This window comes from Paralteromonas sediminis (assembly GCF_003820355.1).
Classification (GTDB): domain Bacteria; phylum Pseudomonadota; class Gammaproteobacteria; order Enterobacterales; family Alteromonadaceae; genus Alteromonas_F; species Alteromonas_F sediminis.
The window spans coordinates 1,147,998-1,158,927 of sequence record NZ_RPOK01000001.1 but is presented as its reverse complement, the minus strand read 5'-3'; the positions used below and the strand labels follow the sequence as shown (position 1 = coordinate 1,158,927).

General features: G+C 41.5%; 11 protein-coding genes, 1 tRNA gene and 1 pseudogene. 4 read left to right on the top strand and 9 right to left on the bottom strand.

Features of this window, described 5'->3' with window-relative positions; genetic code table 11:
* Positions 1-53: 53 nt before the first annotated feature.
* Together DRW07_RS05265 and DRW07_RS05260 are read right to left on the bottom strand one after the other, a co-directional pair.
* Positions 54-689 (bottom strand): alpha/beta fold hydrolase, encoded by a 636-nt coding sequence (locus DRW07_RS05265; RefSeq protein WP_124026800.1) that lies wholly within the window; start codon positions 687-689, stop codon positions 54-56.
* Positions 690-795: 106 nt separating this feature from the next.
* Complete coding sequence (locus tag DRW07_RS05260; protein ID WP_124026799.1) at positions 796-1,245, bottom strand: nuclear transport factor 2 family protein; 450 nt, start codon at positions 1,243-1,245, stop codon at positions 796-798.
* Positions 1,246-1,451: 206 nt separating this feature from the next.
* On the opposite strand from DRW07_RS05260, the pseudogene DRW07_RS05255 reads away from it, so the two are divergent.
* Together DRW07_RS05255 and DRW07_RS05250 are read left to right on the top strand one after the other, a co-directional pair.
* Positions 1,452-2,634, top strand: a pseudogene (locus DRW07_RS05255) (IS256 family transposase).
* Positions 2,635-2,748: 114 nt separating this feature from the next.
* Complete coding sequence (locus DRW07_RS05250) at positions 2,749-3,837, top strand: helix-turn-helix domain-containing protein (protein WP_124026798.1); 1,089 nt, start codon at positions 2,749-2,751, stop codon at positions 3,835-3,837.
* Positions 3,838-4,130: 293 nt separating this feature from the next.
* On the opposite strand, the gene DRW07_RS05245 is transcribed toward DRW07_RS05250, so the two are convergent.
* Both DRW07_RS05245 and DRW07_RS05240 read right to left on the bottom strand, forming a co-directional pair.
* Positions 4,131-4,544, bottom strand: a complete 414-nt coding sequence (locus tag DRW07_RS05245; RefSeq protein ID WP_124026797.1) for a hypothetical protein — start codon at positions 4,542-4,544, stop codon at positions 4,131-4,133.
* A 41-nt stretch (positions 4,545-4,585) separates the two neighbouring features.
* Positions 4,586-4,912, bottom strand: coding sequence for a hypothetical protein (locus tag DRW07_RS05240; RefSeq protein WP_124026796.1), 327 nt, complete (start codon positions 4,910-4,912; stop codon positions 4,586-4,588).
* A 939-nt stretch (positions 4,913-5,851) separates the two neighbouring features.
* On the opposite strand from DRW07_RS05240, the gene xisR reads away from it, so the two are divergent.
* Positions 5,852-6,070, top strand: coding sequence for an excisionase family protein (gene xisR, locus DRW07_RS05235; protein ID WP_124026795.1), 219 nt, complete (start codon positions 5,852-5,854; stop codon positions 6,068-6,070).
* Positions 6,070-7,314 carry a tyrosine-type recombinase/integrase gene (locus tag DRW07_RS05230; RefSeq protein ID WP_124026794.1) on the top strand — a complete coding sequence of 415 codons (1,245 nt, stop codon included), beginning with the start codon at positions 6,070-6,072 and terminating at the stop codon, positions 7,312-7,314. The genes xisR and DRW07_RS05230 overlap by 1 nt, the downstream gene beginning before the upstream one ends.
* Before the next feature lie 62 nt (positions 7,315-7,376).
* On the opposite strand, the gene DRW07_RS05225 is transcribed toward DRW07_RS05230, so the two are convergent.
* The 5 genes from DRW07_RS05225 to folP all read right to left on the bottom strand — a co-directional run bounded on the left by DRW07_RS05225 (position 7,377) and on the right by folP (position 10,869).
* Positions 7,377-7,462 (bottom strand) — tRNA-Leu (locus DRW07_RS05225).
* A gap of 12 nt (positions 7,463-7,474) precedes the next feature.
* Positions 7,475-7,864, bottom strand: a complete 390-nt coding sequence (gene secG / locus DRW07_RS05220; protein ID WP_124026793.1) for a preprotein translocase subunit SecG — start codon at positions 7,862-7,864, stop codon at positions 7,475-7,477.
* Positions 7,865-7,874: 10 nt separating this feature from the next.
* The gene (gene tpiA / locus DRW07_RS05215) at positions 7,875-8,618 is read right to left on the bottom strand and encodes a triose-phosphate isomerase (protein WP_124026792.1); all 744 of its coding nucleotides are present in this window, start codon (positions 8,616-8,618) and stop codon (positions 7,875-7,877) included.
* Positions 8,619-8,698: 80 nt separating this feature from the next.
* Positions 8,699-10,042, bottom strand: coding sequence for a phosphoglucosamine mutase (gene glmM, locus DRW07_RS05210; RefSeq protein WP_124026791.1), 1,344 nt, complete (start codon positions 10,040-10,042; stop codon positions 8,699-8,701).
* A 20-nt stretch (positions 10,043-10,062) separates the two neighbouring features.
* A complete protein-coding gene (gene folP, locus DRW07_RS05205; RefSeq protein ID WP_165870406.1) occupies positions 10,063-10,869 on the bottom strand; it encodes a dihydropteroate synthase in 807 nt (268 codons plus the stop codon).
* Positions 10,870-10,930 lie beyond the last annotated feature (61 nt).

Sequence of the window (10,930 nt, the reverse complement as noted above, 5' to 3'; positions counted from 1 at the left end):
CAGTGATTCTGGACAAGGGCTAAAAGTGTTCACCATCAGACCAGAATAGGTGTTCACGATGTGCCAGAATCAGTGTTCACGTTCGTCCAGAATGAGTGTTCATGATCGGCCAGAATATGCACGTATTTCGCGACAATACTAAAGACTGGTACAGTAGTTGTTGACAAAAAAAGAGAAAAACCCTCCTTTCCACTCCAAAAATCTCGAAGTGCAGGCGATATCAGCACAAGCCCCTGTATGTCAGCACCAAAATTAGCAAGTGCAACAGCCTGACCTGCACCACAGCTAGCTCCGACAATAACTTTAGGGTGCAAGCTTCCAACATTGTCTAACCATTGTGCGAACACTTGCGGAATGTCCACCACTAACCGAGCACGATCGTTACTAGAATGAGAGTAATCTCTATTTAGGGCTACTGAACGGCCAAAACCACGATAGTCTAGCCAAGTAGAGCTAATACCCTGTACCGCTAACAATTGAATAAGCTCAAGCCACATGGTTTTGTCTCGATTGCATTGATGTAGAAGCAAAACATCCCCGATTTTATTGCCTTCAATGCTTTTTATAGACGTTGAGTCGACATCAACTAAATAACCATCTTTTAACGGCCAAACTTTATTTTCGGCGGTGTGACCAAGCTTAATAGCATGCAAAAATATTGTGATGAGGAAGATTAATCTAAGTAGCATAAAGATATGCCTTTAATTCCAGCAATGAATAATGTTGATATATAGAAATCCAAATACAGTTTAGATTAGTAGTGGCAGGGACACAGAGTGCCCCTTTGAGTGTATTCTATTGTTTGGGTTCTACAGTGGCTATTTTGTTTGTAATTTTCCATTTTCCATCAATTTTTAATAATAATAAGTAATCACTTATTGTGCGTTCTCCCCAATCAATCTCTACTTTTGCACTTGCGGCATTATTCGTAATATCAATCGATACGATATGGCCATACCTTGGTGTGTGTTTTCCTTCCGTTATATTGCCAATGTAACTACTCGCATCTCTGGACTTAAACTCTCCTTCGGCATTGATCCATTGAATGAAAAGAGTTTCTGTAAAAGCCTCCTTCACCAATGCCTTCTTGCCAAACTGTGTACCGTCAAAATACTTTTGAATAGTTAACGCTACATTCTGGTAATCATTAAGCGTTGGCTTTGCTTGCACAGAACATATGGCAAGCGTAATAGATGTAAGCAGCACACAAACACAATTTTTAATGTTTAAAATACGATATTTCATCACGATAAACTCCTAAATAACATGAGATTGCAAGCGTATTGACTGAAACCCTATGAATCTAGGCTAGATTATAATGTAGCGCTACAGATCTATAAATGTGAAGAAAAATTCATATTAAATTACCAAAGTCCAAAGTGATTTGGCGAATAAGGTAGTGTTTAGAAATCTTTGTCATTTCAGTAAAATATACAAAACGGAAATGAAACATGACCAAAGAATTCAATATTGATGAAGCCATTAAAGCCCTTCAGTCACGACAAAACCTGACAGGTGAAGATGGTGTCTTCACTCCCCTGATAAAGCAACTCACTGAAGCGGCTCTGAAAGCAGAATTAGAGCAACACCATGAGTCAGATGAACAGCCTAACCGCAAGAACGGCTCTAGTAAGAAAACAGTAAAATCATCCGTTGGCACGTTCGAACTCGATACCCCTCGTGACCGCTTAGGCTCTTTTGAATCCATGCTGGTGAAGAAGAATCAAACCAAACTCATTGATGAGATTGACCGGAAAATATTGTCGATGTTTGCCCTTGGTATGAGCTACCATGATATTCGTAGTCATTTCGAAGACATGTATGGCATTGACATCTCCGAAACCACCATTACGGGTGTAACTGACCGGCTGATATCTGAACTTCAGGAATGGCAGCAGCGTCCTCTAGATACTGTGTATCCGTTTGTCTGGCTGGATGCCATTCACTATAAAATCAAGGAGGATGGGCGCTATGTCAGCAAAGCTGATTTACACTATTTTGGGCTTGAATGTGTATGGCAAAAAGAGTTACTCGGCCTGTACTTGTCTGAATCAGAAGGTGCCAACTATTAGCTGTTAGTCCTGACTGTTCTGAATAATCGTGGTGTTGAAGATATTCTGATGCCTGTGTTGATGGACTGAACGGTTTTCCTTAAGCAATATATCCTGAAACGGAAGTTCAGCAATGCGTTATCCATCAAATCCGTAACTCGATGAAGTATAGCATCAGAAAGCGTTTATGGCTGATCTTAAGCCGGTTTATCGAGCGGTAAGTAAAGAGGCCGCTGAATCAGAGCTTGAGCGTCTGGACGCTAAGTGGGGCAAGCAATATCCCATCGTTCTTGGCTCGTGGCGTAACAAGTAGGGGAATGTTTCAGTTTACATCAAGTATCCTGAATACGTACGCAAGGCCATCTGCACCACCAATGCCATTGAAGCGGTGCACCGCCAGTTTCGGAAACTGACCAAAACCAAGGGCGGATTCCCCAATGAAAATAGTTTGCTTAAGCTGCTATATACTGGGATATTAAATGCGTCGAAGAAATGGACAATGCCTATTCAAAACAGGAACATGACATTGTCTCAGCTCGCTTTTCACTTCTATGGACGACTAGACGGAGTGCTAGATATTTAGGCCCGAATAACTGACACAGAATTCTGAACGCCCTCGTGAATAATGATCATTGTAGTTGCAGTACATCTTTAATATTCGGTAAAATTTTCGAGGATTTCACAAAATGATTAGTTTATGGGACTTAACGACGTATATACTGCTGCCCTGTTTTTCTTTAGTGCCTTGGGAGTATTTAACGGTGTTCTGTTAACTGTTTTCGCCAGAGCATGGTTTGACGACAGAGTGTCTTCATTACTTTTTGGCTTGCTTTTTTTAGCACTCTCAATACGAATTGGCAAAACCGTCGCATTGTATTTTTTTCCTGGTCTATCCATTTGGATTATTCAGCTTGGTTTAACCGCCTGTATATTCATAGGCCCATTGCTCTATTTGTACACGCTGTATCAACGCACGAAGCGATTAAACTTTTTAAATCTGATACACTTGGTGACTCCCATAGTCGTTATGTTGGTTGTTGGAATTGTGTTCCCTTTTGCCGCCTATCCAGAGACTTGGAAAAATGCGCATAAAGTTATCTATCACTATTGGTTAATATATTTAATTTTTGCGGCGTTAGAAGTAAACAAGATCATCAAAATAAGTCAATGGAAAACGACGACCATAAAGCACCCGCATTTTTTATTGATCAATATCTTCATTTCTAATTCGCTGATTTGGTTTAGCTATTACTCGTTTAAGTATACATCGGTAATAGCAGGTGCAATGACCTTCAGTATAGTGACTTATATATTGATTCTTATCTCGTTCACCCACTACTTAAAGTACAAACGGATCTCAAAACAAAGTGTGAAAAAAAAAGACATTGAAGAGCATAAAATGCCTAATGTTCATGCTGATGAATTGGAATTAATGATCAATCAAATAATGAGGCAAGATAAACGATTCACAGAAGCAAACCTCACCCTTCCCAAGACCGCAAAATTATTGCAGACCACTCCACATAAATTGTCTTACTATTTGAACAATGCTAAAGGTATAAAGTTTACTGATTGGTTAAACACTTATCGTATTAAAGAGGCACAACGGTTGTTATGCCTTGATAAAAAAATGACTATAGATGTTATTGCAGAAACGTGCGGATATAATTCGACATCTAACTTTTACAGTGAATTTAAAAAAGCAACTGGCGTTACCCCTTCTTTTTACCGAAAACAGCAAAAAGAGAGTCACAGTGAAGCTGACAAGCTAAATCGTGAAGTGTAGTAGCAAACTTAACCCGAATACTGGTTTAAGTGGTAGTGTTGCCCACTTCCCCTAAACTCAGACTTATGATGGCGTAGATATTTTTCCTTTGTTGACTTATATGAAGGTGAGGACTACTAACAAAGGATTAAATGAGATGACATCATTACGCAATACCCATTGTGACCGACGTGTTAATACTGTTGAGCTTGAGGGCATTCCTTCTAGGCATAGTATGCCTCGTTTTAGATGTGACCGTAAAATCTGAGTAGAACCCCTTGCTGGCTCTTTTTTTGCAAGAAAAAAGCGACTCATTAAGAGTCGCTAATCATACCAGCATCGCATAAAGCTTTACGCCAACCAGGTGTTGCAGCTTCTAGCCACCTAGCGGCATCAAGTCCCAAGATGGTGCTGATGTCATCAGAAAAATGCGCAAGAAACGTAACAATCTCATCTTTTAATTTAAATAAGACCTCTATCATATGAATTCCGCTTCTGTACTTGCCTTTGCCGTCGTCAAACTCATCGACTAATTGATTGCTGAGGCTTATTCCCAACCATCTGCCGACATCATCTCGATGCAAATAAACATACCTGTCGAAACGCAATTGCAGTGAATCGATATTCTCAATTGTTGCCAACAAAAGAATGGTTGAATCATCACCTGAAAACGGTGAGCGGCTACTGCGTTTGTATTTTCTGATGATACTAGTTGTTTTGGCCTTCATAGGTAATCTCCGATTGATGTACTCAGAGATATGAAGGTTCATTAAAAGGGAATTTCGTCTCTACCAAAATCTAATGGGAGCTGAAATTGCTCATCATCAAATGTTGACTCTTCAAAATTATCACCAGACGAACCACGTAATGCAGTATCTGAACATATGACAGTGAGTATTTTTCTTAGCAACACTAGTTCATCATTTGAAAAACTTCGCGTAGTGTGTCTCGCAAATAGCCCATACAGCTTCTCATAGTTGTGACCTTCCGTGCTCACCTTTAAGGCCTCGATAAAATGCGATTCACGAAAGAATATGCGGCCCAGCTCAGTAAAAAAGTTTTCCGCCAATGTGGCGTCTAAGTAATTATGTTCCATATTTGTATTTCTTGTTTTAGTTAACTTATTTACTTATAGGCGTTACCCTAGCGAATTAATCCGAGCTAGCAAATGAATAGCTGTGCTAATCAGGTAGCTAACTCCATCCCTCATGCTTTCAGACTGTTCTCCCGCCCTATTAGCCAAAAAACAATGCACTTTTCACGCATACGAATTAACGTTCGTAAACGTGTAGGTCAACTCTGTTGGTAAAGAGTGAAACGAGTTGTTTTACTGAACACACACTTCGTTTTTTGCGAGCAAAAAATAGTAAATACAAGAATTCAGCCTGACAATGTAGGATGCACAGCTTCGTATTTTAATTACGTTATAACGCACACATATTAGCGATTTATGACTTTGATTCACTAATACTATTACGCTGCTTCTCACGTTAAGAAATGCTTGCCAGCTAAAATCAGGCTCATGCTACTGCAATAACTGTTGTTATTTCATGTTCAATCATTAATGTAATTCAAATCAATACATATGGATGAGCAATGTCGAAAAACTGGTAAAAGCCAGCAATATGTTTTTCTTAACTATAAATGTGGCTGATTTTGCAGAGTTTACCTAGTCACGAAAAATATTTGCGCTAGGTAAATAAAAATGAGCTTCTCGAACTCAAAAGGAAATAGGTGTATGCATGACTACTTTAGGACACCTTATTAAGGAAATGAGATAGGGATAGATGGTTAATGACGCCTTTAATAATACTAGCTCTCGGGACTTATTGGTTAGTCCAACCTAGCAATAAGGAGAAGTAGGCCAGACTTGTGCCATTGATTTCTACTCAAAAAAAAGTAACGACTTTTCCCAATGTCCTCTCTGAAGAGGAAGACAGCTTTCCAACGGTTCACAGAATAATCGAACTTTTCTTGGTTTCATTGAAATTTAGTAACCTACTTGTGACAGTACAACTTGATAGGAAAAACATTAATGAAAAACACTCCTTTTAAAGCCGATTCACGTTTGATCCAACTAGGTTGGGTACACCCTCGTGTTATCGAAGCACTTAAAGGCCTAACGTCAGATCAACTCAGCACTAGAAGAAAATCTGGCAAATTTGTTGAAGGCAAACATTGGATGAAAGATCCCATGGGTACGGTTATGTGGAATTTTGAAAACCTAGACGCTTGGATTGAAGGAGTAGAATAATGGCAGTAAGAGCATGGTCTGTAGATGAAGCAAAAAACAAAGTTCAGTCTGTTGAAGGAATCAGTATTCACGGAAAGTCATTTCGTATGAGTTTCGTATACCTAGGTCAACGTAGACTTGAGGTCTTAAAAAACATGCCGCTGACTAGGTCGAATCTAAAATGGGCTATCAATAAACGAAGTTCTGTTCTTCATCGAATAGAAACAGGAACGTTTGACTATATTGCGGAATTTCCAAATTCGAAAACAGCGTTGAAACTACTTGAAGAGAAAAAACTCTCAGGAAAAGTGCCATTTAATACCTATATGGAGAAAACCCTAGCCTTATCTAAAAACGATACGAGCGACAAAACTTTTTACAACTTTAATAATCGTTGTGAAAACTACGTCATTCCCTACTTTAACAATCGATGTTTAAAAACAATTACAAAATCACAAATTCTTGAATGGATTGCATCAGAATTAGACCACCTCACCAACAAAACAATTGGTGAGGTGTTAACACCGTTGAGAAAAGTGTTTTGTTTAGCTTATGACGACGGCTTATTGGACTCAAATCCCATGGCGTTTATTAAAAACCCACCAAAAGATTCAAAAGACAATGCAGATCCGTTTACAAGAGAAGAGATCGAAAAAATAGCGAATGTAGTGACGAACAGAGAGCTTGAAAAGCAGGCTTTTATCTTAGCTTGTTGGACCGGTCTCAGGCCATCTGAATTATTAGCATTATCAATGGATGACATTGACCTTATTAAAGGAACGATAAAGGTAAATCGAGTTATCGTAGAAGGAGACTTTAAAGCAACTAAAACCGACGGAAGTGAGAGAACTATCGAATTGTTGGTTCAAGCCCTTGAGGCATTAAAAAAAGTTGTTAATTTGGCTAGTGATGTAAAAGAAACATCAGTAGATGTAATTCAAAGGGATAACCGTCGTGTCATTAAGGAACAACACAAATTTATAATCATTAGCTCAAAGTCTGGTAGGTATTGGTCAGGTAATGAGGCATTTAGCAAGATGATAATGAAGCCGCTGTGCGAAAGTGCAGGTGTTAGATATAGGCCTATAGGTCAAGCTAGACATACCTATGGTAGCCAGCTAATTACCGCAAACCAACCATTGTCTTGGATTGCAAAACAAATGGGCCACAAAAGTATCAAGATGCTAGAAAAACATTATGGCCGTTGGATGGACGATGAATCACCAGATATGGCAAAACAAGCATCGCAAGCTTTAATGATATGATCCAATGACGATCCATCTAAAAACAAAAACCCCGTATCTCTTTGAAATACGGGGTTTTTTATTGGTGCGGAAAGCGGGACTTGAACCCGCACGAGCTATGCTCACCACCCCCTCAAGATGGCGTGTCTACCAATTCCACCACTTCCGCGTTTAACTGTCTCTAGTTCTGAGGTACATCCGATTCTTTGTCTTCTTCAGGCTTGCTTTGAGGCGCCTGCTCAGCGACTGGAACATCAGAGTTACCGGTTGGCGCCACTTCTTGCGCAGCAGGAACAACGGGTACTTCAAGGTTTTCCCACTGGTCAACCTCAGCTTCTTTATTTGCCGCGATACTGCCCAAAATCAAACTAATAAGAAAGAACAATGTTGCCAAAATTGCTGTAGTTCGTGTCATAAAGTTACCTGAGCCTGATGAACCGAACACAGTGTTCGAACCACCGGCACCAAATGACGCGCCCATGTCAGCACCTTTGCCCTGCTGCAATAACACAAAACCAATGAGTGCTAACGCTACTACCAGGTATGCAACAATCAGTACTTCGTAAATCATAAATAACCTCTTACTGTGTAGCCTGACAAATGGCGATAAAGCTGTCAGTTTTTAAACTCGCTCCGCCAATCAAACCACCGTCTATATCCTTCTGAGCAAATAACTCTCGCGCATTATCAGGTTTCACGCTCCCACCATATAAAAGGCGAGTACCCTCTGCGATAACACTATCTTGCTCAGCAAGTTTGCTTCGAATAAACGCGTGCATTTGCTGTGCTTGTTCTGGACTGGCTGTTTTACCAGTACCAATTGCCCAAATAGGTTCATAAGCAACAACACACTGTGACAGTTCCTGCTTTGATAACGTTTCAAAAACAGGCAGCAGTTGTTGCTCTACATATTCTTGCTCTTTTTCGCTCTCTCTTACCTCCAGTGGTTCACCTACACAAATAATAGGTACCAAACCTTCAGAAAGTGCGCGTTTAGCTTTATTTGCAACAAGTTGACTTGACTCACCGTGATCTTGCCTTCTTTCCGAATGTCCTACAATCACGTACTTACAGCCAAGGTCCCGCAGCATACTGGCAGCAATATCGCCCGTATGTGCGCCTTCTTCATTGGCGCTCACATCCTGCCCTGCCGTGGCAAAAGATGTGTTGGCAAACAAGGGTAAAAAACAACTTGGTGGGCATACAACGACATTCATAGCGTCGGTGTCTAGCTTGTTTAACGCATCGCCCATCTCGCGAACGAGTGTTGGGTTTCCGTTCATTTTCCAGTTGCCTGCTACTAAAGGTTTTCTAGCCATAGCCATCCCTTTTATACCGCTGCAAAAGCGGCGGTGATATTAACGATATCTGTTGAAAGATACAAGCCTAAAAATGCAATAAAACACTATTCAGTCGCTGCTTTTACCGCTTCTGCAATATAGTTTGACCATTTAATAGACGCTTCTTCGTCATCACTTTCTACCATGACCCGGATCAAAGGCTCAGTGCCGCTTTTTCTCAACAGCACTCGACCTGTTTTACCCAAGGCTGCTTCGGCTTCTTTTTGCGCAGTAATGACCTTGTCACTGTTTAACGGATTGCCGCCCTGCTGTTCAAAACGCACATTAACCAGTTTTTGCGGAAACTTCTCAAACCCTTGTGATAACGCATGAAGGTCTAAGTTTGAACGAAGCATGGCGGTAAGCACCTGTAGTCCAGCCACTATACCATCACCCGTCGACGACACCGCCAGATTTAAAATGTGACCAGAGTTTTCACCACCAATGTGCCAGCCATTCTCGTGCAGCATTTCCATCACATAACGGTCACCGACTTTACTGCGCAAAAAAGGAACGCCCAGTTTTTGCAAACCTAGCTCAAGACCCAAATTACTCATCAGTGTGCCAACAACACCGCCGTGAAGTCGCTGAGATTTAAGTGCATCTCTTGCGATAATATAAATGACTTGGTCACCATCGATGACATTGCCTTTGTGGTCAACCAGCATCAATCTGTCACCATCACCGTCCAATGCAAAACCTAAATCAGCGCCATGCTCAAGAACTGCATCAACGGTCGCCCGCATTGAAGTAGCACCTACTTTGTGATTGATGTTAAGTCCATCAGGTTTAGTGCCTATTTCTATAACCGAAGCACCGAGTTCAGACAACACATTGGGCGCAATATGATAAGTCGCTCCATGGGCGCAATCCACAACGATTTTCATGCCTTTTAAGGACAGCTCTGACGGGAAGGTACCTTTACAGAACTCAATGTAGCGCCCTGCGGCGTCATTTATTCGTATGGCCTTGCCGAGCTTATCTGACGCCACACAGCTCATTGGTTGATCCATCATGGCTTCGATAGCCGCTTCAATATCGTCGTCTAATTTAAAACCCTTTGACGAAAAAAACTTAATACCGTTGTCGTAATAGGGATTGTGCGAAGCACTGATCACAATACCCGCTTCAGAACGAAAGGTTTTGGTCAAATAGGCGATAGCCGGTGTTGGCATAGGTCCAAGCAGACCAATATTAATGCCCGCCGCAGACAAGCCTGCTTCCAATGAAGACTCAAGCATATACCCTGAGATACGCGTGTCTTTTCCAATTAGGACCTTGTTTGTACCCTGGCCAGCCAACACTTTACCTGCCGCCCAACCGAGTTTAGTGACGAATTCCGGGTTGATAGCGCTCTCGCCCACTTTCCCTCGAATACCGTCTGTCCCAAAATATTTGCGCTCTGCCATAAAATTATCCGTTATTGTTGTTAGTTGGCATATTGTTGATAAGTTTGAAAAATCTTAACTGCATCAACAGTTTCTTTTACGTCATGTACTCGAAGTATATGGGCGCCATTTTGCATTGCAAGGGTTGCCAGCACAATGCTACCGGCCAGCCTGTCTTCAACCGGCCTGCCTGTCACTGCACCAATCATGGACTTTCTCGACATACCAACCAGTACTTTATGGCCAGTTGCCGCTAATGACGCTATCCCAGCCACTAGGCTATAATTGTGACTCACACTTTTACCAAATCCGTATCCTGGGTCAAACAAAATATCATCTAACGCAATTCCCGCCTCAATACATGCTTGTTTACGTGTATCCAAAAAGTGTAAAACGTCTTCAACCACATTGTTATAGTGCGGATTTTGTTGCATCGTTCTAGGCGTGCCTTGCATATGCATTAGACAAATTGGCACTTGTAATTTTGCAGCGACGTCCAGCGCGCCGGGCTGTTGTAATGCACAAACATCATTAATCATGGTGGCACCAGATTCTACCGCTGCCTGCATTACTTGAGCTTTGCTGGTGTCGATTGAGATGGGCACAGAAGAATGCTGCCGAATGCCCTCTATAACGGGAATGACACGCTCAAGCTCTTCATTTACGTCAACAGCAGCCGCGCCCGGTCGCGTGGACTCACCCCCTATGTCTAACCAATCAGCACCTTCTTCGACATATCGCAACGCGCGCTCTACCGCTTCTTGTACAGAATCAAACTGGCCACCGTCCGAGAAAGAATCCGGAGTGACGTTAACGATTGCCATTACTTGTGGGGAATTCACTTGCATTTTTAACGCTCCAGACACAAATAAGGCGCCAGCATAGGCGCCTTATTGCTACGTAGATACC

What these genes read in the sequence shown, in the direction of transcription:
- DRW07_RS05265 (WP_124026800.1), bottom strand. Translation starts at nt 689, where the DNA reads ATGCTACTTAGATTAATCTTCCTCATCACAATATTTTTGCATGCTATT.
- DRW07_RS05260 (WP_124026799.1), bottom strand. Translation starts at nt 1,245, where the DNA reads ATGAAATATCGTATTTTAAACATTAAAAATTGTGTTTGTGTGCTGCTT.
- DRW07_RS05250 (WP_124026798.1), top strand. Translation starts at nt 2,749, where the DNA reads ATGGGACTTAACGACGTATATACTGCTGCCCTGTTTTTCTTTAGTGCC.
- DRW07_RS05245 (WP_124026797.1), bottom strand. Translation starts at nt 4,544, where the DNA reads ATGAAGGCCAAAACAACTAGTATCATCAGAAAATACAAACGCAGTAGC.
- DRW07_RS05240 (WP_124026796.1), bottom strand. Translation starts at nt 4,912, where the DNA reads ATGGAACATAATTACTTAGACGCCACATTGGCGGAAAACTTTTTTACT.
- xisR (WP_124026795.1), top strand. Translation starts at nt 5,852, where the DNA reads ATGAAAAACACTCCTTTTAAAGCCGATTCACGTTTGATCCAACTAGGT.
- DRW07_RS05230 (WP_124026794.1), top strand. Translation starts at nt 6,070, where the DNA reads ATGGCAGTAAGAGCATGGTCTGTAGATGAAGCAAAAAACAAAGTTCAG.
- secG (WP_124026793.1), bottom strand. Translation starts at nt 7,864, where the DNA reads ATGATTTACGAAGTACTGATTGTTGCATACCTGGTAGTAGCGTTAGCA.
- tpiA (WP_124026792.1), bottom strand. Translation starts at nt 8,618, where the DNA reads ATGGCTATGGCTAGAAAACCTTTAGTAGCAGGCAACTGGAAAATGAAC.
- glmM (WP_124026791.1), bottom strand. Translation starts at nt 10,042, where the DNA reads ATGGCAGAGCGCAAATATTTTGGGACAGACGGTATTCGAGGGAAAGTG.
- folP (WP_165870406.1), bottom strand. Translation starts at nt 10,869, where the DNA reads ATGCAAGTGAATTCCCCACAAGTAATGGCAATCGTTAACGTCACTCCG.